The sequence below is a fragment of the Burkholderia sp. CpTa8-5 genome (genome assembly GCF_017815045.1).
Lineage (GTDB): Bacteria > Pseudomonadota > Gammaproteobacteria > Burkholderiales > Burkholderiaceae > Burkholderia > Burkholderia sola.
The window spans coordinates 242,870-262,716 of sequence record NZ_JAGIQD010000009.1; the positions used below are offsets into that span (position 1 = coordinate 242,870).

21 protein-coding genes and 1 tRNA gene are annotated in these 19,847 nt (G+C 66.3%); 12 read left to right on the forward strand and 10 right to left on the reverse strand.

The window, feature by feature from the left end:
- The first annotated feature begins 20 nt into the window (after positions 1–20).
- From fliP to J8I35_RS16755, 5 genes are all read left to right on the forward strand, one after another.
- A complete protein-coding gene (gene fliP / locus J8I35_RS16735; protein WP_124555730.1) occupies positions 21–782 on the forward strand; it encodes a flagellar type III secretion system pore protein FliP in 762 nt (253 codons plus the stop codon).
- A gap of 17 nt (positions 783–799) precedes the next feature.
- Positions 800–1,072: a flagellar biosynthesis protein FliQ gene (fliQ, locus tag J8I35_RS16740; RefSeq protein ID WP_006401718.1), complete on the forward strand. Its 273-nt coding sequence runs from the start codon at positions 800–802 to the stop codon at positions 1,070–1,072.
- Positions 1,073–1,100: 28 nt separating this feature from the next.
- A complete protein-coding gene (gene fliR, locus J8I35_RS16745; RefSeq protein WP_124555729.1) occupies positions 1,101–1,883 on the forward strand; it encodes a flagellar biosynthetic protein FliR in 783 nt (260 codons plus the stop codon).
- Between the two features lie 353 nt (positions 1,884–2,236).
- The gene (locus J8I35_RS16750; protein ID WP_089488003.1) at positions 2,237–4,255 is read left to right on the forward strand and encodes a site-specific DNA-methyltransferase; all 2,019 of its coding nucleotides are present in this window, start codon (positions 2,237–2,239) and stop codon (positions 4,253–4,255) included.
- Complete coding sequence (locus J8I35_RS16755; RefSeq protein ID WP_209926234.1) at positions 4,255–7,287, forward strand: DEAD/DEAH box helicase family protein; 3,033 nt, start codon at positions 4,255–4,257, stop codon at positions 7,285–7,287. Before J8I35_RS16750 ends, J8I35_RS16755 begins: the two co-directional genes overlap by 1 nt.
- Before the next feature lie 249 nt (positions 7,288–7,536).
- On the opposite strand, the gene J8I35_RS16760 is transcribed toward J8I35_RS16755, so the two are convergent.
- The 5 genes from J8I35_RS16760 to egtB all read right to left on the reverse strand — a co-directional run bounded on the left by J8I35_RS16760 (position 7,537) and on the right by egtB (position 11,258).
- On the reverse strand, positions 7,537–7,914 hold the full coding sequence (locus J8I35_RS16760; protein ID WP_209926237.1) for a hypothetical protein: 378 nt from the start codon (positions 7,912–7,914) through the stop codon (positions 7,537–7,539).
- A gap of 233 nt (positions 7,915–8,147) precedes the next feature.
- Complete coding sequence (locus J8I35_RS16765; RefSeq protein WP_209926239.1) at positions 8,148–8,402, reverse strand: hypothetical protein; 255 nt, start codon at positions 8,400–8,402, stop codon at positions 8,148–8,150.
- Positions 8,403–8,439: 37 nt separating this feature from the next.
- Positions 8,440–8,742: a hypothetical protein gene (locus J8I35_RS16770; RefSeq protein WP_124653746.1), complete on the reverse strand. Its 303-nt coding sequence runs from the start codon at positions 8,740–8,742 to the stop codon at positions 8,440–8,442.
- 292 nt (positions 8,743–9,034) lie between these two features.
- Positions 9,035–10,048 (reverse strand): L-histidine N(alpha)-methyltransferase, encoded by a 1,014-nt coding sequence (gene egtD / locus J8I35_RS16775; protein WP_124653748.1) that lies wholly within the window; start codon positions 10,046–10,048, stop codon positions 9,035–9,037.
- A complete protein-coding gene (gene egtB / locus J8I35_RS16780; RefSeq protein WP_209926241.1) occupies positions 10,032–11,258 on the reverse strand; it encodes an ergothioneine biosynthesis protein EgtB in 1,227 nt (408 codons plus the stop codon). The genes egtD and egtB overlap by 17 nt, the downstream gene beginning before the upstream one ends.
- 581 nt (positions 11,259–11,839) lie before the next feature.
- Here egtB and J8I35_RS16785 point away from each other — a divergent pair.
- Together J8I35_RS16785 and J8I35_RS16790 are read left to right on the forward strand one after the other, a co-directional pair.
- On the forward strand, positions 11,840–12,316 hold the full coding sequence (locus J8I35_RS16785) for a carboxymuconolactone decarboxylase family protein (protein ID WP_209926243.1): 477 nt from the start codon (positions 11,840–11,842) through the stop codon (positions 12,314–12,316).
- Positions 12,316–13,197 carry a sigma-70 family RNA polymerase sigma factor gene (locus J8I35_RS16790; RefSeq protein WP_209926245.1) on the forward strand — a complete coding sequence of 294 codons (882 nt, stop codon included), beginning with the start codon at positions 12,316–12,318 and terminating at the stop codon, positions 13,195–13,197. The genes J8I35_RS16785 and J8I35_RS16790 overlap by 1 nt, the downstream gene beginning before the upstream one ends.
- 90 nt (positions 13,198–13,287) lie before the next feature.
- Here J8I35_RS16790 and J8I35_RS16795 read toward each other — a convergent pair whose 3' ends face one another.
- Both J8I35_RS16795 and J8I35_RS16800 read right to left on the reverse strand, forming a co-directional pair.
- Positions 13,288–13,803 carry a DUF2628 domain-containing protein gene (locus J8I35_RS16795; RefSeq protein ID WP_050015720.1) on the reverse strand — a complete coding sequence of 172 codons (516 nt, stop codon included), beginning with the start codon at positions 13,801–13,803 and terminating at the stop codon, positions 13,288–13,290.
- Positions 13,804–14,123: 320 nt separating this feature from the next.
- Positions 14,124–14,200 (reverse strand) — tRNA-Val (locus J8I35_RS16800).
- Positions 14,201–14,789: 589 nt separating this feature from the next.
- Here J8I35_RS16800 and J8I35_RS16805 point away from each other — a divergent pair.
- The 3 genes from J8I35_RS16805 to J8I35_RS16815 are packed head-to-tail and all read left to right on the forward strand — an operon-like array spanning position 14,790 to position 15,795.
- Positions 14,790–15,050: a hypothetical protein gene (locus tag J8I35_RS16805; protein WP_124594483.1), complete on the forward strand. Its 261-nt coding sequence runs from the start codon at positions 14,790–14,792 to the stop codon at positions 15,048–15,050.
- A gap of 31 nt (positions 15,051–15,081) precedes the next feature.
- Positions 15,082–15,462 carry a hypothetical protein gene (locus tag J8I35_RS16810; protein ID WP_209926247.1) on the forward strand — a complete coding sequence of 127 codons (381 nt, stop codon included), beginning with the start codon at positions 15,082–15,084 and terminating at the stop codon, positions 15,460–15,462.
- A 15-nt stretch (positions 15,463–15,477) separates the two neighbouring features.
- Positions 15,478–15,795, forward strand: a complete 318-nt coding sequence (locus J8I35_RS16815; protein WP_209926248.1) for a hypothetical protein — start codon at positions 15,478–15,480, stop codon at positions 15,793–15,795.
- Between the two features lie 489 nt (positions 15,796–16,284).
- On the opposite strand, the gene J8I35_RS16820 is transcribed toward J8I35_RS16815, so the two are convergent.
- Together J8I35_RS16820 and J8I35_RS16825 are read right to left on the reverse strand one after the other, a co-directional pair.
- Positions 16,285–17,043: an anti-sigma factor gene (locus tag J8I35_RS16820; RefSeq protein ID WP_124653759.1), complete on the reverse strand. Its 759-nt coding sequence runs from the start codon at positions 17,041–17,043 to the stop codon at positions 16,285–16,287.
- Complete coding sequence (locus tag J8I35_RS16825) at positions 17,040–17,561, reverse strand: sigma-70 family RNA polymerase sigma factor (protein ID WP_050015712.1); 522 nt, start codon at positions 17,559–17,561, stop codon at positions 17,040–17,042. Before J8I35_RS16825 ends, J8I35_RS16820 begins: the two co-directional genes overlap by 4 nt.
- Before the next feature lie 158 nt (positions 17,562–17,719).
- On the opposite strand from J8I35_RS16825, the gene J8I35_RS16830 reads away from it, so the two are divergent.
- Positions 17,720–18,805, forward strand: coding sequence for a catalase family peroxidase (locus J8I35_RS16830; protein WP_209926250.1), 1,086 nt, complete (start codon positions 17,720–17,722; stop codon positions 18,803–18,805).
- Complete coding sequence (locus tag J8I35_RS16835; protein ID WP_209926252.1) at positions 18,805–19,335, forward strand: cytochrome b; 531 nt, start codon at positions 18,805–18,807, stop codon at positions 19,333–19,335. Before J8I35_RS16830 ends, J8I35_RS16835 begins: the two co-directional genes overlap by 1 nt.
- A gap of 291 nt (positions 19,336–19,626) precedes the next feature.
- Here the strand turns inward: J8I35_RS16835 and J8I35_RS16840 are convergent.
- Positions 19,627–19,847 (reverse strand): hypothetical protein (locus tag J8I35_RS16840; protein ID WP_209926254.1); only part of this gene is annotated, 221 nt, incomplete at its 5' end.

Consider the following 19,847-nt stretch of genomic DNA (forward strand, 5'->3'; position numbering starts at 1 on the left):
CTTTCCGTCTCCGCACTCCGATGAAACACGCATTCCTGCATCACGCGGCGCGTGTCGCGCCCGTGCTGATCCTCTGTCTCGCGCCCGCGCTTGCGTGCGCGCAGGCGAACGGCCTGCCCGCGTTCAATGCGAGCCCGGGCCCGCACGGCGGCACCACCTATTCGCTGAGCGTGCAGACGATGCTGCTGCTCACGATGCTGTCGTTCCTGCCGGCGATGCTGCTGATGATGACGAGCTTCACGCGCATCATCATCGTGCTGTCGCTGCTGCGCCAGGCGCTCGGCACCGCGACGACGCCGCCGAACCAGGTGCTCGTCGGCCTCGCGATGTTCCTCACCTTCTTCGTGATGTCGCCGGTGCTCGACCGCGCGTACAACGACGGCTACAAGCCGTTCTCCGACGGCTCGATGCCGATGGAGCAGGCCGTGCAGCGCGGCGTCGCGCCGTTCAAGACCTTCATGCTGAAGCAGACCCGCGAGACCGATCTCGCGCTGTTCGCGAAGATCTCGAAGGCCGCGCCGATGCAGGGTCCCGAGGACGTGCCGCTGTCGCTGCTGGTGCCCGCGTTCGTCACGAGCGAGCTGAAGACCGGCTTCCAGATCGGCTTCACGGTGTTCATCCCGTTCCTGATCATCGACATGGTCGTCGCAAGCGTGCTGATGTCGATGGGGATGATGATGGTGTCGCCGTCCACCGTGTCGCTGCCGTTCAAGCTGATGCTGTTCGTGCTCGTCGACGGCTGGCAACTGCTGATCGGCTCGCTCGCGCAGAGCTTCAGTTAAGCGGAGGAACACGCGCGATGACGCCCGAACAAGTGATGACGCTGGCGCACCAGGCGATGATGGTCGGCCTGCTGCTCGCGGCCCCGCTGCTGCTGGTCGCGCTCGCGGTCGGCCTCGTCGTGAGCCTGTTCCAGGCCGCGACGCAGATCAACGAAGCGACGCTGTCGTTCATCCCGAAGCTGCTCGCGGTCGCCGCAACGCTCGTGATAGCCGGCCCGTGGATGCTGACGACGATGCTCGACTACCTGCGGCAGACGCTGCTGCACGTCGCGACGCTCGGCGCCGGCTGAGCCGCGCGCCCGGCCCGCTTTTTCCGCAATGTTCTCGGTCACCTATGCGCAGCTCAACGGCTGGCTGACGGCTTTCCTGTGGCCGTTCGTGCGGATGCTCGCGCTCGTCGCGACGGCGCCCATGGTCGGCCACGCGGCGGTGCCGGTGCGCGTGAAGATCGGCGTGGCCGCATTCATGGCGCTGGTCGTCGCGCCGACGCTCGGCGCGATGCCGGACGTCACCGTGTTCTCCGCGCAGGGCATCTGGATCCTCGTCACGCAATTCCTGATCGGCGTCGCGATGGGTTTCACGATGCAGCTCGTGTTCGCGGCCGTCGAAGCGGCCGGCGACTTCATCGGGCTGTCGATGGGGCTCGGCTTCGCGACCTTCTTCGATCCGCATTCGAACGGCGCGACGCCCGCGATGGGTCGGTTCCTGAACGCGGTCGCGATGCTCGCGTTCCTCGCCGTGGACGGCCACCTGCAGGTATTCGCCGCGCTCGCCGCGTCGTTCCAGTCGCTGCCGGTGTCGGGCGAGCTGCTGCACGCGCCGGGCTGGCGCACGCTTGCCGCGTTCGGCGCGACCGTGTTCGAGATGGGGCTGCTGCTGTCGCTGCCGGTGGTCGTGGCGCTGCTGATCGCGAACCTCGCGCTTGGCATCCTGAACCGCGCGGCGCCGCAGATCGGCATGTACCAGATCGGCTTTCCCGTCACGCTGATCGTCGGGCTGTTGCTCGTGCAACTGATGATCCCGAACCTCGTGCCGTTCGTGTCGCACCTGTTCGACATGGGGGTCGATGCGATGGGGCGGGTGTTGATCGGGTGGCGGTAGGCGCCCTGTCGACGCACATAGATCCTCTTCTGCCTCATTCGGGCCGCACTTTCCTTCCGCGATTCTCCCTGCTGGCACCCCGGCATTTGATTCCGACCGTGCCCCTTTTTTCGTCCTTTCCACCGCGGCGCCGACCGCCCGCGGCGCGCCCACCGCCCGCCCCGTGCGACAACCGGCCCGAACCCGCTTCCAGCCCGTCCGGCGGGCGATCGCGGCCGATACAAGCACGCCCGGCCCACATCGGCGCTTGACCTGCGCCGACCGACTCGCTAGCGTTTCGGGTTTGCCCGGGCGGCCATTGCCGCCGGTGCCGTGAGCGCGCCCGACGTCCTGGCGCGCGCGGCCGGGCTCCGATGGAAAAGACGATGCAGAAACTCGATGCGGCCAGCCCGCAGGCGATGTCGACGGATTTCACCGCCGACAACGTCGCGCGCCTGAAGGCGCTGTTCCCCGAACTCGTGACCGAAGGCCCGGACGGCGCGTCGGTCGACGTCGACGTGCTGAAGGCGCTGGTCGGCGAGCGCACGGTCGGCGACGCCGACGAGCGCTACGGCTTTCACTGGCACGGCAAGCGCGCCGCTCGCCAGGCCGCGCTCACGCCGTCGACGGGCACGCTGCGGCCCTGCCCCGACGACAGCGTCGCGTGGGACGACACGCGCCATCTGGTGATCGAGGGCGACAACCTCGACGTGATGAAGCTGCTGCACAAGAGCTACGCCGGCAAGGTGAAGCTCGTCTACATCGATCCGCCATACAACACCGGCAGCGATTTCGTCTATCCGGACGACTTCAGCGACAGCATCCGCCACTACCTGGCGATGACGGGCCAGACCGAAGCCGGCGTGAAGCGCAGCACCAACACCGAGGCGAACGGCCGGTTCCACACCGACTGGCTGAACATGATGTATCCGCGCCTGAAGCTCGCGCACGCGCTGCTGTCCGACGAAGGGCTAATCGCGGTGCACATCGACGAGCACGAAGTGCACGCGCTCGTGCTGATGCTGCGCGAGATCTTCGGCGAGGAAAACGAGCTCGGCGTGGCCGTGTGGGACAAGCGCAACCCGAAGGGCGACGCGCGCGGCGTCGCGTACCAGCACGAATCGCTGGTGCTGTTCGCGCGCAACGCCGAGACGCTGCTCGAACAGGCGCCGCTCAAGCGCCCGAAGCGCAATGCGCAGCGCATGCTCGACGCCGCGCATGATGCGGTGTACCGCAGCGGCAACCCGAAGGACGCGCAGAAGGCGTACCGCGCGTGGATGAAGGCGCAGACCAACCTGTCCGGCGGCGAGGTGATGTACGACCGGCTGTCGGCGGAAGGCCGCGTGTACCGCCTCGTGTCGATGGCCTGGCCGAACAAGAAGAAGGCGCCGGACGAATATTTCACGCCGCTGATCCACCCGGTCACCGGCAAGCCGTGCGCGATGCCGGCGCGCGGCTGGCGCAACCCGCCCGCGACGATGCAGGCGCTGCTCGAGCGCGGCCAGATCGAATTCGGCCCGGACGAAACCACGCAGCCGCAGCGGATCTACTACCTCGACGAGAACATGTACGAGAACGTGCCGTCGGTGCTGCCGTTCGCGGGCTCCGACGACGCGCTGTTGAAAACGCTCGGCATCCCGTTCGACCTGCCGAAGCCGGTCGACTTCGCGGCGGCCGTGATCGGCTGGTGCACGCGCGGCGACGACATCGTGCTCGACTGCTTCGCCGGCTCCGGTTCGACCGGCCACGCGGTGATGCAGGTGAACGCGACCGACGGCGGCGCGCGCCGCTACATCCTCGTGCAGCTGCCCGAGGCGCTCGACCGACGCGACAAGACGCAAACCGCGGCCGCCGATTTCTGCGCGAAGCTGAAGAAGCCGCTGACGCTCGCCGAAATCACGAAGGAACGCCTGCGCCGCGCCGCGCAGCAGGTCGCGCGCGACTATCCGGAAAGCTATGGCGACCTGGGTTTTCGCGTGTACCGGCTCGACACGACCAACGTGATCGAGTGGGACCCGCGCCGCGACGACTTCGACCATGCGCTGTTCGCGTCCGTCGAACACGTGAAGACCGGCCGCACCGAGGACGACCTGCTCGCCGAGCTGACGTTGAAGCTCGGCCTCGACCTGTGCACGCCGGTCGAGCATCACCAGGTGGCCGGCAAGACGGTGCACCTGATCGGCCGCGCGATCGTCGCGTGCTTCGATGCGCGCATTTCGCGCGACGACGCGGGCCCGCTCGCCGACGGCATCGTCGACCTGCTGGATGCGACCGGCGCGTCGCGCGACGTCACGTGCCTGTTCCGCGACAGCGGCTTCGTCGACGACGTCGCGAAGCTCAATCTCGCCGCGCTGCTCGAACAGCACGGCGTGAAGCGCGTGCGGAGCCTGTGATGCGGCTGCATTTCGAAGCGGATCTCGACTACCAGCGCGAGGCGATCGACGCCGTCTGCGACCTGTTTCGCGGGCAGGAATCGTATCGCGGCGACTTCAGCGTGCTCGCGAACGCCGCGCCCGGCACGACGGCCGCCGCGCAAGGCTCGCTCGGCTTCGCGGTGTCCGAGCAAGGCGTCGGTAACCGGCTGTCGCTGACCGACGACGCGCTCGCACGCAATCTCGCCGACGTGCAGTTGCGCGGCGGGCTGCCGCCGTCCGGCCTGCCCGGCTCGCGCGACTTCACCGTCGAGATGGAGACCGGCACCGGCAAGACCTACGTGTACCTGCGCACGATCTTCGAGCTGAACCGCCGCTACGGCTTCACGAAATTCGTGATCGTCGTGCCGTCGATCGCGATCAAGGAAGGCGTGCACAAGACGCTGTCGATCACCGAGGATCACTTCCGTGCGTTGTACGCGGGCGTGCCGTACGACTACTTCCTGTACGACTCCGCGAAGCTCGGCCAGGTGCGCCACTTCGCGGCGAGCGCGGCGATCCAGATCATGGTGATGACGGTCGCCGCGATCAACAAGAAAGAGATCAACAACCTCTACAAGGACAGCGAGAAGACCGGCGGCGAGAAGCCGATCGACCTGATCCGCGCGACGCGGCCGATCGTGATCGTCGACGAACCGCAAAGCGTCGACGGCGGCCTCGAAGGGCGCGGGCGCGAAGCGCTCGCCGCGATGGCGCCGCTCTGCACGCTGCGCTATTCGGCCACGCACGTCGACCGCCACCACATGGTGTACCGGCTCGATGCGGTCGACGCGTACGAGCGCAAGCTCGTCAAGCAGATCGAGATCGCGTCGGCGATCGTCGAGGATGCGCACAACAAGCCGTACGTGCGGCTCGTCGGCGTGTCGAACCGGCGCGGCGCGATCAGCGCGCGCGTCGAGCTCGACGTCGCGACCGCGGCCGGCGTGAAGCGCCAGATCGTGTCGGCCACCGACGGCGACGATCTCGAGCGCCTGACCAAGCGCGCGCTGTACGCGGGGCTGCGGATCGGCGAAGTGCATGCGGTGAAGGGCGCCGAATACGTCGAGCTGCGCCATCCGGAAGGCGAGGCGTTCCTGTCGCTCGGCGAGGCGTTCGGCGACATCGACACGCTCGCCGTGCAGCGCGAGATGATCCGCCGCACGATCCGCGAGCATCTCGACAAGGAGCTGCGCCTCGCCGAACGCGGCGTGAAGGTGCTGTCGCTGTTCTTCGTCGATTCGGTCGAACGCTATCGCCGCTACGACGAGAACGGCGTGCCCGTGAAGGGCGACTACGCGCTGATCTTCGAAGAGGAATATGCACGCGCGGCGCGCGTGCCGGCCTACCGTGCGCTGTTCGACGGCGTCGACGTCGCGCTGGAAGTCGAGCGCGCACACAACGGCTACTTCTCGATCGACCGCAAGGGCGGCTGGACCGACACGAGCGAAAGCAGCGCGGCGGCCCGCGAGAACGCGGAACGCGCGTACGGCCTGATCATGCGCGAGAAGGAAGCGCTGCTGTCGTTCGACACGCCGCTGAAGTTCATCTTCTCGCACTCGGCGCTGAAGGAAGGCTGGGACAACCCGAACGTGTTCCAGATCTGCACGCTGCGCGACATCCAGACCGAACGTGAGCGCCGCCAGACGCTCGGCCGCGGGCTGCGCCTCGCGGTCGACCAGGACGGCGAACGCGTGCGCGACGCGGGCGTGAACACGCTCACGGTGATCGCGACCGAGCGCTACGAGTCGTTCGCGGAGAACCTGCAGAAGGAAATCGAGGCCGATACGGGCATCCGGTTCGGGATCGTCGAGGAACACCAGTTCGCGGCGCTGCCGGTGCAGGAAGACGACGGCCCCGCGCATGCGCTCGGCATCGAGCTGTCGCGCGTGCTGTGGAACCATCTGCACGAGCAGGGCTACGTCGACGCGCAGGGCAAGGTGCTCGACCGGCTGAAGGATGCGCTGCGCCAGAGCGCGCTCGTGCTGCCGGACGCGTTCGAGCGACTGCGCGCGCCGATCGTCGCGACGCTGCGCAAGCTGTCGGGCCGCTTCGCGGTGCGCAATGCCGACGAGCGCCGCGCGATCGCGTTGCGGCGCGATGCGTCGGGCAAGGCCGTCGTGTTCGGCGAGGATTTCCGCGCGCTGTGGGACCGCATCCGCCATCGCACCGTGTACCGCGTCGAGTTCGACAACGCGAAGCTGGTGCGCGACTGCACGGCCGCGCTGCGCGACGCGCCGGACATCGCGCGCGCGCGGCTGCAGTGGCGCAAGGCCGAGATCGACATCGGCAAGGCCGGCATCGAGGCGATCGAAGTAGCAGGCGCCGGCACGGTGCTGCTCGACGAAGGCGAGTTGCCGCTGCCCGACCTGCTCACCGAGTTGCAGGACCGCACGCAGCTCACGCGTCGGTCGCTCGCGACGATTCTTGCCGACAGCGGCCGGCTCGACGATTTTCGCGTGAATCCGCAGCAGTTCATCGCGGTCGCGGCCGGCGCGATCAACCGCTGCAAGCGGCTCGCGCTGGTTGCCGGCATCGCGTACCGCAAGCTCGGCGAGCGCCACGTGCATGCGCTCGAATCGTTCGAAAGCGAGGCGCTGACCGGTTATCTGCGCAACCTGCGGCTCGATGCGCGCAAGTCGATTCACGAAGCGGTCGTGTGCGAGACGGACGCCGAGCGCGCGTTCGCCGATGCGCTCGAAGCCCACGACGGCGTGAAGCTGTACGCGAAGCTGCCGGCGTGGTTCCGCGTGCAGACGCCGCTCGGCAGCTATCACCCGGACTGGGCCGTGCTCGCGGAACAGGACGGCGGCGAGCGGCTGTACTTCGTCGTCGATACGCCGAATGCGGACGGCCACGTGCCGAGCGAGCACGAGCGCGCGAAGCTCGCGTGCGGCGAAGCGCATTTCCGCGCGCTGGTCGAGGGTGACGGCGCGGCGCGCTTCGTGCGCGTCGGACAGGCGGATGCGCTGTTCGAACCGACCGCGATTGCGCCACCGGCGGGCGGCGGGCGGTAACACGAAGGGCGGCGACGAGCCGCCCCTTTTTCATGGGCCGGCGGTGTCCTTCTTCCCCGTCGAATCCGTCCGTCAAGCGCGTGAAAGCGGTTCGTATGATGGCGGGCCGGGCGGCCCAGTTACGGCTGGTTGCAAATCGGGTCGGTTCGACGTTTCGGCGCGACGGTCGCCTCAGCCGCTTGTGTCGCTTGTGCCGCCGCAATGAAAAAAAGGCGCCGAAGCGCCCTTCTCCGTCCTGCGTGCGCCGGCTTACAGCGTGCGGCCGAACGCGTTGCGATGCGTGTGAGGCGTGGACGTCTTGCTGTGCGCGGTATGGCCGTGCGTATGCCCGCGACCCGGCTGCGTGCCGGCGCGATCGGCGATCGTGTCGGAACGGTCGGCCGCGCGTGCGAGGCCCTTGTCGCGGTCGCCCGCACTGAAGCTGTTCGAATTGCTCAGCGCCTGGCCGCTCATGTGGCCAGCGGACATGCCGCCTGCATTGCCACCCATTCCGCCCATCCCGCCTGCGCCGTGACCGCCGCCATTGCCACCGCCGCCACCATTGCCGCCGGCTGCCGCGTTCGCGGAGACGGCACCCAGTGCGAGCAGCGCGGCTGCCAGCACGGACAGATATCGTTGGGTTTTCATTGTTTGCTCCCTGGAGCGTGTTTGAATGATTGCATTCTAGGAACGCGCGGTTTCCGCGCGACTCGACGTTGTAAATGATCGTAACGACACGCATCGCGCGCATTCGTCCGATCAATTTGCCGTATGCCGGCTGCGTGTGCGGAATGCGCGGCCGGCCGTCGCCGAACAAGGAAGTTGCAAGGCGGAAGCGGCGCGTGCCGTTCCGCCGGTCGATGAAGATGCTGCCTCGGCGCTTACTGCGCCGGCAGCATCCGTTGCGCCACCGCCTTGCGCTGCGCGGCCTGCTCCTGCTCGTGCTGCTTCGCGACGTGATGGCCCACGATACAGCCGCCGACTGCGCCGACCACCGCGTGGTGCCCCGCATAGTGGCCGGCCACCCCGCCGACCACCGCGCCCTTCATGCAGCCCGCCGCGTGCGCGCTGCCGATCGTTGCGAGCGCAACGACAGCGGCGGCGGCACACGCCGTGATGAATCGGATAGGCATCATGGCGTCACGCTCCTCTTGTCGCGATCACGCGAACCGCTCAATGCCAGCGGTCGCCGCGCCAGCCGCCACGATCGCGCCACTCATGCTCGCGCCATTCACGGCGGCGCCACTCGTGTTCGCGCCATTCGCGCGCACGCCAGTCGTCACCACGCCAGCCGTCGTAGCGATAGCCGACCGGCGCATACGCGACCGGCGGCGGCGGAGCCACGTAGACGGGCGCCGGCGCCGCATAGGCGGGCACGCCGATGCCGACCGACAGGTCGACGTGGGCCGACGCGACGCCCGAAGCTGCCAGCGCCGCTACACCGAGAACTGCACCGAGAATAAGTTTCTTGCTCATTTCGCGACTCCCTGCACGTGTCGTGCGTCATGTGACTACGGTTCGGAGTCTAGGCACCGGACGCTGACACAGGTGAAACGGGTATGCGAGACAGGTAACGGACGTTTACGGGTGCCCGCAAAGCCTTATGGAGCAAGGGAAAGGCGACGTTCCGGACACCGTTGCAGCGATGCACCGGGTCGGTAAAAAGGGAATTTTCAGCACGAAACCGGCGATCGGATCGAACCCGCCGGTGTGCACGGGGAGCGAACCGCCCTTACCCCGCGGCGCGGGCGGCTCGCAACGGCGCGCGTTACGCGCGGATATCGTCGACGCTGCGCAGCCAGTGCACGCTGAACAGGTTGTCCGCATCGGTCCACACGGTATCGGGTGCGAACCCGGCGCGGCGCGCGATCGCGTGGAAGCCGTCGATCGTGAACTTGTGCGAGTTCTCCGTGTGGATGCGCTCGCCGGCTTCGAAGCGGAACACGTGGCCGCGCACGTGCACGGTCTGCGCGACGTCGCTGACCAGATGCATCTCGATACGCTGCCGCTGGCGATCGTAGAACGCATCGTGCGAGAACGCGTCGACATCGAAATCCGCGCCGAGCTCCGCGTTTGCGCGCACCAGCAGGTTCAGGTTGAACTGCGCGGTCACGCCCTGCGCGTCGTTGTACGCGTGATGCAGCGTGCGCTCGTCCTTCACGAGGTCGGCCCCCACCAGCAGGCCGCCGCCGCGCAGCAGCCGCGCGGCGTCACGCAGGAACGTGTCGGCCTCTTCCGGCGAGAAGTTGCCGATCGTCGAGCCGGGAAAGAAGCCGATGCGCCGCCGCGGCGTTTCGGTCAGCCCGGCCAGTTGCTCGGCCTTCGTGTAGTCGGCCGCGAGCGGCGCGACGTCCAGCCACGGATAGGCCGCACGCAGCCGCGCGGCCGCACCGTGCAGGTAATCGGCGGAGATGTCGACCGGCACGTAGCGCGCCGGCGCGTTCGCGTAGTTGTCCGCGAACGCGTCGAGCAGCACGCGGATCTTCTCGAGCGAACCCGCGCCGAATTCGACGATGTCCGCATGCGGGCCGACGCGCCGCACGATCTCGGCCGCGCGATCGCGCAGGATGCCGAGCTCGGTGCGCGTCGGGTAGTACTCCGGCAGTTCGCAGATGCGGTCGAACAGCGCGGAGCCGGCCGCATCGTAGAAGTATTTCGGCGGGATGCTGCGCGGCGTGCGCGACAGTCCGTCGATCAGGTCGCGCTCGAACGCGCTCGGCCGCGAATCGCGGGCGGGTTGCAGGCCACCGCTCGTGGCCGTCAGGTCAGACGTCTCGCGCAAGTCGCACCCCCGTGAATTGCCAGCGTGCCGCCGGCGGAAAGAAATTGCGGTACGTCGGCCGTTCGTGCCCGGGCGGCGTCGCGATGCTGCTGCCGCGCAGGACCTGCTGGCCGACCATGAACTTGCCGTTGTATTCGGCCGCGACCCCGGCGAGCGGCCGAAAGCCCGGATAGGGCTCGTAGGACGAACGCGTCCACTGCCAGACGTGCCCGAGCATTTGCCGGATCCCGTCGGCCGCGAACGCGGTTTCCCATTCGAATTCGGTCGGCAGCCGCGCGCCGGCCCATTCCGCATACGCGGCGGCCTCGTAGAAGCTCACGTGACACACCGGCGCGTCGGGCGCGAGCGGTTCGACGCCGTGCAGGCCGAAGGTGCGCCGCACGCGCGTGGCGGCCGCATCGTCGTCGTCCGGGATCCAGTACGCGGGCCCTTGCCACCCTTCCCGCTGCACCGTGGCCCAGCCGTCGGACAGCCAGAACTCGGGGCGCGTATAGCCGCCGTCGGCGATAAACGCCGCGAATTCCGCGTTCGTCACCAGGCGGTTCGCGATCTCGTACGGCCGCACGAGTGCGGTGTGGCGCGGCCGTTCGTTGTCGAACGAGAACGTATCGCCGTCGTGCCCGATCTCGACGAGCCCGCCCGGTTGAGGCAGCCAGCGCAGCGGGCCGGCATCGCCCGCGGCGAGCGCGTGTTCCGCCTCGGCGCCGGTACGCGGCCGGAACGCCGGCTTCAACGGGTTGCACGAGAACGCATGGAGCATGTCGGTGACGATCAGTTCCTGGTGCTGCTGCTCGTGATGCAGGCCGAGCACGAGCTCGGGCGCGATCGCGTCGAGCAGCGCCGCATCGGTGCCGGCCAGCGCGCGCAGCATCGCGTCGTCGACGTATTGCCGGTACGCATGCACGTCGTCCAGCGACGGACGCGTGAGCAGCCCGCGCTGCGGCCGCGGATGGCGCGGGCCGAGCGCTTCGTAATAGGAATTGAAGAGGAACTGGAAGGCGTCGTCGAACGGCGCGTAGCCAGGCACGCGGCGCATCAGTACGACGGTTTCGAAGAACCAGGTCGTATGCGCGAGATGCCATTTCGTCGGACTCGCGTCGGGCATCGACTGCACGGCCTGGTCTTCGGGGGACAGCGTCGCGGTCAACGCGACGCTGTGGGCGCGCACGTCCTGGTAACGGCGCTGAAGCTGTGATGCAAGAAGGCTCATCGGTTTACCGTTCACGTCGCGATTCGCTGCGTTGCGTTGCCGGAAAAGGGAAAGCCTTGCGCTGGGATGCGCGCGGCTGACGGGCGATTTGCTGCTGCGTCGTCGGGCAGCCGGCGCGCGCGCCGGGCCGCTCATGCGGCTTCACTTCATCTGCCCGTGCAGAACAGTATGGTCCAGAAATGTGAACGTCGCGAATCGGATTTCGGATGAAACGAAGGCGAAAGAAAAATGAAAGCATACGTGAGGTGGGCGTCGCGCGTTTCACGAACCGCCGATGCCTGTCGTGACGGGGTTCGGCCGACGGAGGCAACCCGCGTGCCCGCGGCTGCGCCCTACTGACGTCCGGTGACAACCGCTCGGCATGCGTGAAAGGTCGATGGCGCGCGTGCGCCCGAGGCGCGGCGTCAGGCAGCCGATTCGTCAGTCGATATCGCGACCTTCCGGGTGCCCGGCTCTACGGCTCCACCCTTTGCTTGCCGTCGCTTTCTTCTCCGGCCGCAAAAAATTTTTTGCATCGATGTCACACGCGCGGGGTGCTCGCTCGTCATATCGGCGGAACCCACACGAAAGGAGAAGGAACCATGACTGCGAAACTCAATCCGTTTGCCGCCGCCCCCGCGTTGATGAAGAGCTGGATGACCGTGTCGGTCGCCGCTGCCGGGAGCCTCGAGCCGACGCTGATCGAGCTGGTCAAGATCCGCGCGTCGCAGATCAACGCGTGCGCGAACTGCCTTAACATGCACACCGTCGAGGCGCGCGAGCAAGGCGAGACCGAGCAGCGCATCTACCTGCTGTCCGCGTGGCGCGAAGCGCCCTGCTACACCGACCGCGAGCGCGCGGCGCTCGGCTGGACCGAGGCGCTCACGCGGCTGTCGGAGGGCCACGCGGCGTACGAAGCCGCCTATGCGGCGCTGAACGACCATTTCAGCGAGGAGGAACAGGTGAAACTCACGGTGATGATCAACGTGATCAACGGTTGGAACCGGCTCGCCGTCGGTTTCGGGCTATGGGTCGACCCGGCCGACGCGAAGGCCGCCGCCGCGAAGATGGTGGCCTGATGCCGAGCCTCGACCCGGTCGGCAGCCACACCGACGAACGGACCGACGCGGCGGCGAGCTTCGATCCGCTGCGTCGCACGCTGATCCGCGTCGCGTACCGGATGCTCGGTTCCGTCGCGGATGCCGAGGACATGGTGCAGGACGCGTTCATCCGCTGGATGGACGTCGACCGTACCGAGGTGCGCGTGCCCGAGGCGTTCCTGCGCCGCATGGTGATGCGCATGTGCCTCGACCAGTTGAAGTCCGCGCGGCACCAGCGCGAGACCTATATCGGCCCGTGGCTGCCCGAGCCGGTCGTCGAGGAAGACGAACCGGACGACGTCACGCTGCCGCTGCTGCTCGCGCTCGAACGGCTGTCGCCGCTCGAACGCGCGGCGTTCCTGCTGCACGACGTGTTCGGCCTCGAATTCGACGAAGTGGCCACGACGATCCAGCGCGACCCGGCCGCCTGCCGGCAGCTCGCCGCGCGGGCCCGCACGCACGTGCGCGAGGCGCGACCGCGGTTTCATGTCGAGAAACAGCGCGGGATCGAACTGGCCGAAGCGTTCTTCGCGGCGTCACGCAGCGGCGACATGCGTACGCTCGGCGCGATGCTTGCCGAGGACGTGAGCCTGCATTCCGACGGCGGCGGCAAGCGCGCGGCGGCCGGCAAGCCGGTGTTCGGCTTCGAACTGGTGATGCGGGTGCATGCGTACCTGGCCGAGCTGTTTGCGACGCATGCGTCGAAGCTCGTGCGGGCCGGGTTCATCAACGGGCTGCCGGGTTTCGTCACGCTGGAAGCCGACGGCGAGCTGCAGACGACGGCACTCGAGATCGACGACGGAAAGATCGTCGCGATTTATGTCGTGCGGAATCCTGACAAATTGAAGCATCTGCATTGAGCGCGGCGCGAGCATGCGCCGTATGCGATGTGCCCGCCGGCGCCGCCCTCTTCTTTTTGCCCTGCGTTTTCCAATCGCCGGCTATCGCGATCAGTACGTCGCGCCTCCGACGTTGCCGATCATGTACAACAGCACGCCGAGCAGCGGCGTCGCGACGGCGAAACCGGCCGCCGCCAGCCAGTTCGTGCCGCCTTGCGCCTCGAGCAGCGCGAGAAACGATTCGCGAGACGTCGCGTGCGGGCGCAGTTTTTCGATCTGGCGTTCGACGTATCGCTTGTAGAGGCTGTTCCCGCACCAGCCGAGCGAGACCGCGATCCCGATGGTGATCGGGTCGAGCGTGCTCGATTCGAAGTATGTCGGGAAGTACAGCAACTCGAGCAGCGTGATGCCGAGCGTGGCGGCAAGCACGGCGGCCGCCTGCCAGTACATGCATCGATACGCCATCCAGGCCGGGCCCAGGAAGCACGCGGCCCAGTTCCACGATTGCCGGCTCTTGCGCGAGTCGGCGATCGCCCATTTTCGTTCGTACCAGGCGGCCTTCTTGCCGACGTAAGCGGCGATTTCGTCGTTGCTTGCCGATGATGCGGCGGTCGTGGCCTCGGACATGATCGTGTGCTCTCAGTCGCGCGGATCGCGCGTCGTTGTTTTGATGTGGTGGAAGTCGGATGACGGGCGAAGCCGCCACGTCGATGCGCACACGATTCTACGCGCCGTGCAGCGGCAGTTGTGTGGCGGATCGGATGGTTCGTGACGATGCGATGCCGGGCCGTGTATCGCGCAACGCATCGGGGCTTCATGCGTTGTTTTGCGTTGTTTCGGACCGGAAAAGAAAAACGCCACGCGAGGTTGCCGCGTGGCGTTCGTATGTTGGCGAGCCGCGTTGCCTGTAGGCAAGTTGTGCTGCCGGACCCCTTCATTTTGTTCGTTGGTAGGCTCGATTGGATTCGAACCAACGACCCCCACCATGTCAAGGTGGTGCTCTAACCAACTGAGCTACGAGCCTAAGAAGCCGCGAATTATAGAGAGGGTTTTGGGGCAGCACAAGCCCCTTCGTGAAAATTTTTTGAAAGGGCGTGTGGGGAGGCGGGCGATCGATGTGGCCTGCCGATGCGGGGACGCTGAGGCTTCATCTGTTCGCATCACAGCAAAACGCGTCGATGTGCTGTGGTGTTATCCACATTACCCTCTGGATAACCGTCCGGGAAGTCTCTGGATTCACAGTGGAACGATTGAGGATATGTCGGCGCGGCTGTGAATTGCCGAAAAGTTGTTCTGTGCTGCCGGACGCTGTTCACGTCGCGCACCCAGGGTTATGCATTTCGGTTCGCGTTGAAAATTCAGTGCGTTACGGAGGTTATCCACTGTGAGGCACAGAGCTTGTTAACTATCACTACGTATATATACGAACCCTGTTAACACCTTTGGATAAGCACAGTCCGTCGACTGTGATCCGCTCAGGATATGCACTGCGTGCAGCGAGCAGACAAACGAAACGGAACGCTGTGAAGCGCGTCGATCGATGCGCGAGTCTTCATGTCTGTAGAATCGCCGGCATCCAGAATGCAAACGCCCGACGAACGGGTTCGCGGCCAATGACCCATGCTTCGTCGACCCATCTCCAGGCGCTCGATATCGACACCGTCGTACGCCGGATGCAGCACCATCCGGGCGACATCGTGTTGGAGCGACGCGTGTCGATACCGGAAGCCGAGGTCCTGTGTTGCCGCTACAAAGGCGAGCGATTCAACGTGAAGTTCGATCTCGACTACGAGGTGTCTGTTGATCGTGTCGGCATGCTGTCCGGCGAGGACGTCGCGAAGATCGTCGGATGGCTCACGAAGGAGGCAAGGTGATCACAGCGGGCGACACTGGACGATGCGCGCGATGAAGGCGCCCGTCGACGAGATGCTGGTGACGGACATTGCCGGCCACATTGCGGTCGTCGTGACCGACATGGCGGCTGCGGTCGAGGGGCTGATCCGGTTGGGCTTCGCCCGGAAAGCCGATTGCTGGGAGCGTGCGATCGCGGACGACAACGACCGCCAGGCTCTCGTTGCCGCGCTTATCGATCTCGATGCGTTGTTCTCCGCGGGCCGTGACTGGAGCCCGCAGGCACTCGTCGAGTATTACCGGGAGATCGGCGTCGTTCGAAGCGGGTACCGTTCGGTTGCATGGCGCGGGCCGACGCAATACGTCATCGAACGACATGACACGGGATGGAACATCCGCCTGCGCGGGCGATTGTTATCGGAAGACAGGCGGTGAAATTCGGAGAAGACGATGAGCACATCGAATTTCGGCACGATCGACCGGTGTTCGGTCACGCTCAACACCGCGACGCTGCTCGGCCTGAAAACTGCCTACGAAGACTTTGCGGCGACTGGGCAGGACCTGCGCAACTTCGAGATCTGTATCACGGATAAAAGGGCATCCACGGTGGATCCCGGACCAGACGATGATGTCATCACCATCACGTTCGTGGCGAAGCTGATTCCGGGCATGCGCGGGCTGGGCAACGCAAACCGGCTCGGAAAGTCGATCCACTACGTCATCGCGCCGGAAACCGGCGAGATTCTCGGGATAGTCGGGACGAAGTGACCGGAAGCGCGAGCGGCGGTGTGTGGATAACCGGCGCACGATTCAGTTGAAACCCTGTGCACCGGACCGGTGAGCATTCCGGTTTCGATGGTCCTGTCGGCCTGAATGCCCGACCTGACAAGGCTTTGCCGACAATGAAAGAGGGCAGCGAACAAATCGCGCGACGTCCGGAAGTCGAATGCCTTGTGGATATCGACGCCCCAAACAACCCGAAACGCTGTGCACGTCAAAGGTGAGCGAACCGACCGAAGGCGACCTGCGGGACCAGCAGGAGAGATGTGGATATCCGGTTCCGCGGCGACTCGAAACCCTGTGATTTTAAAGGTGAGGGCGCCGGCGCGGTGTCGATGTGAATAACTGCCGAGGAAAGTCAGTCGAAACGCTGTGCATTCGAGCGGTGAGCATGCGCCCGTTCAAGCCCGCCAAGCCGCGCCACAAAAGGCGCTGACGGCCACGACCAACCGCCAGCCGGGCGCGCATCCTACCGCTTCAAGTCTGCTGATCGAGCGCCTGCACGACTGCTTTCTCGCCAAGACTCCCCGCCGGCCCGACCACCGCATAGTTGAGCCCATTCACCGATCCATACCGCGCGAGCAGCGCGCCATCCACGCGTTGCCCGTTCGGCAGCAGCCGATGTCCCGATTCCGCCGGCCGGAGATAGAAGCTCAGCGTCCGTCCCGCATCATCCTCATAGAGCACCATCGCGGCAGTCGCCCCGCTGTCCGTCGTGAACAACCGCCCACCGACCGGCCTGAACCCCGCCGCGCTCAAATCCGGCAGCTTCGCCGATGCGCCCACGCCTTTGGTGAGCCATCCCTGCAAATCGCCCGCACCGGTCGGCCGGTAATCGACCTTGGCCGTCCGATCGACCACCATCATCTGGTAAGCCTTGACCGCATCGCTCATCGGCGCGATAGGCGGCGCCGCGTTCCACCCGCGAGCCTGCCAGCCGCCGAACGTCCCGAGCCCAACACAGAATACGAACGAAGCCGCCATCGCGAACCGCATCCGGGAGCGTTCGGCCCGCCGGCCGCGAATCGCCGCCGGATCCAGCGCAGGGTTATCGGCCGGCATCCGCACGCTCTCCAGCGCGGCCCGCAACCGCTGCGCGTCCTGTTGCCATTGCTTCACCTGTTCCGCGCGCGCCGGATGCAGCGCGAGATAGCGCTCGACCGCGGCGCGCGCATCGTCGTCGAGCTGGCCGTCGACATAGGCCTGAAGGTCATGTTCGTTCGGAGGCGTGTTCATTTTTTCATCAACCGCAAGGAAGGAGCGGGAAGTTCACCGTCGCTGAGCTGGCGCAGCGCCTGGCGCGCGCGGGAGAGCCGCGACATCACGGTGCCGATCGGCACGTCGAGCAGGTCGGCCGCTTCCTGATAGGTGAAGCCCTCGACCGCGACGAGCAGCAGCAGGCTGCGCTGCTCGTCCGAGAGCCGGCCGAACGCTTCGAGCGTCGCGCGCGCCGCGAATTCGCGTTCGGCGGACGGCCAGTGCGCTTCGTCGTCGTTGCCGATGCGGCCGAGCAGCCACGCGTAGCGCTTCGCGCTGCGTTTGCCGTCGAGAAACTGCCGGTACAGGATCGTGAAGAGCCAGCTGCGCAGCGATGCGTCGTCGCGACGGCTCGTCCAGCGCGACAACGCGCGCTCGAGCGTCGACTGGACGAGATCGTCGGCTGCATGGACGTCGCGCGCCAGCCAGAGCGCGAAGCGTCGCAGCCTGGGGATGAGTTCGCGCAATGCTTCGTCGTCGAGGGCGGTGGAGGGCATGGCTGGGCCGGTTGCCGAAAGGGTCGTGGATGCCGCGTAGGACGCCGGCCGGCATCGGTTATTCCCTCCAGCATACGAAAAAATTCTTCGTGGAATAAAGCGGCGTGGGCGGCGTCCTACACGCGTTCGACAATGATCTGACGATCGGGAGTGCATTCATGAAGCAATCTTCTTCTTCGCCGCAGCGCGAGCCCGGGCGCGGGTGGTGGCGCTGGGCCGTGATCGGCGGCGCGGTGGCCGGCGTGGCCGCGGCGTTCGGGTATGCCGGCGGATGGCTCGCGCCGGCGCGTCTGACCCCGCACCGGCTCGTCGACGCGCTGCAGACCAACAGCGGCATCCATCCCGGCTACCGGCGCAATCACGCGAAGGGCGTGTGCGTGACCGGCTATTTCGAAGGCAACGGCGCCGCGAGCGCGTATTCGGTCGCGCCGTTCTTCAAGGCGGTGCGCACGCCGGTGGTCGGGCGCTTCGCGTTGCCGGGCGGGAATCCTTATGCGCCGGACAGCAGCGTGCCGATCCGCAGCCTCGCGCTGAAGCTCACCGCGCCGGACGGCGAGCAATGGCGGACCGGGATGAACGCGATGCCGGTGTTTCCGGTGGCGACGCCGCAGGCGTTCTACGAGCAGACGCTCGCGACCCGGCCCGATCCGAAGACGGGCAAGCCCGATTCGGCGAAGGTGAAGGCGTTCTTCGGCGCGCACCCGGAAGCCGGCGCGTTCCTGCAATGGGTGAAGGGTGCGAAGCCGAGCGCGAGCTACGTCACCGAAAGCTATTACGGGCTGAACGCGTTCTACTTCGTCGATGCGGCCGGCAAGCGCCAGGCGGTGCGGTGGCGCGTCGTGCCGGAGCAGACGGCGGGCGCCGGTGACGTTGCGACGGCCGCGGATCCGAACGTGCTGCAACAGGACGTGACGCAGCGCATCGCGGCCGGCCCGCAGAAGTGGAAGCTGCTGGTGACGCTGGCGGAGCCCGGCGACCCGGTGGACGACGCGACGAAGGTCTGGCCCGCGCAGCGCACGACGATCGATGCGGGCACGCTCGTGCTCGATCGCGTGGAGGCGCAGGACAGCGGCCCGTGCCGCGACGTGAACTACGACCCGACGGTGCTGCCGCAGGGGATTCAGGTGTCGGGCGATCCGTTGCTGGCGGCGCGTTCGGCCGCGTATGCGGATTCGTATCTGCGGCGCACGAGTGAAGAGGCCGGCGTGGCAGGCGTGGCGCGAGTGAGTGGGGAGGGACGGTGATGAAGGTTTCGACGACGTTTAGTTTGCCGGCGCGGGTGCTGCACTGGGTGATGGCCGCGATGATTCTCGCGATGCTGTTCATCGGGGTGGGGATGGTGGCGTCGGTTTCCGGGCGGCACGAGATCCTGGTGGCGATTCACAAGCCGCTGGGCGTGGCCGTGCTGGTGCTGGTGTGCGTGCGGATCGTGGTGCGAATGCTGTCGAAGCCGCCGGCGTTGCCCGACGATCTACCGTGGTGGCAGAAGGTGGCCGCGCACGGGTCGCATCTCGTGCTGTATGCGCTGATGGTGTCGATGCCGCTGATCGGCTGGGCGATGCTGTCGGCGGGCGGGTATCCGGTGACGTTGGGCGGCGGTGTGCAGCTGCCGGCGCTGGTGTCGGCCGATCCGGTGACGTTCGCGTGGCTTCGGGTCGCGCATCGCGTGTTGGCCTATCTCTTCTTCCTGACGTTCCTCGCGCACTTTGCGGCGGCGCTGTATCACGGGCTGATTCGGCGGGACGGCGTGGTGAGGGCGATGGTCGGGCGGTAATCGACGGAAGGTTGCGTTCGATACGGTGGGGCTGTTCAAGGGCGACCGAGGCTGCGCCTGCCGTGTCGTCTTATATATGAGCACTGGGAAGGCTCGGCGGTCCCCGCCATAGCACGTCAAAAATATTTCACAAAAGGGGTTGCGGAGACCGGGGCGGATGCATAGAATCACGCCTCTTTCGCGCTAACGGAAACGCAGCGCGGGGGGAGAAGAGGGAAGCGGTGCTGTTGAAGTCGGTTTTATCGATTCCAGTGCACGCGAAATTAAACCGCAGTCGTCGCAACGAAGTAGTTAAAAAAGTTGTTGACGAGTCTCAAAAAACGGTTGATAATCTCGCTTCTCTGCTGCTGAAAACGCAGCGCTGCCGGGAATCACGAAGTTCCTCGCAGAATGCTCTTTAAAAATTAACAGCCGATAAGTGTGGGCGCTTGATGAAAGCGAGCTGATCCTCGGATCAGATAGCGAAAGTATCAAGAGTCTCACACTAAAGTAAGTCAGGTTTATGAAGTGAT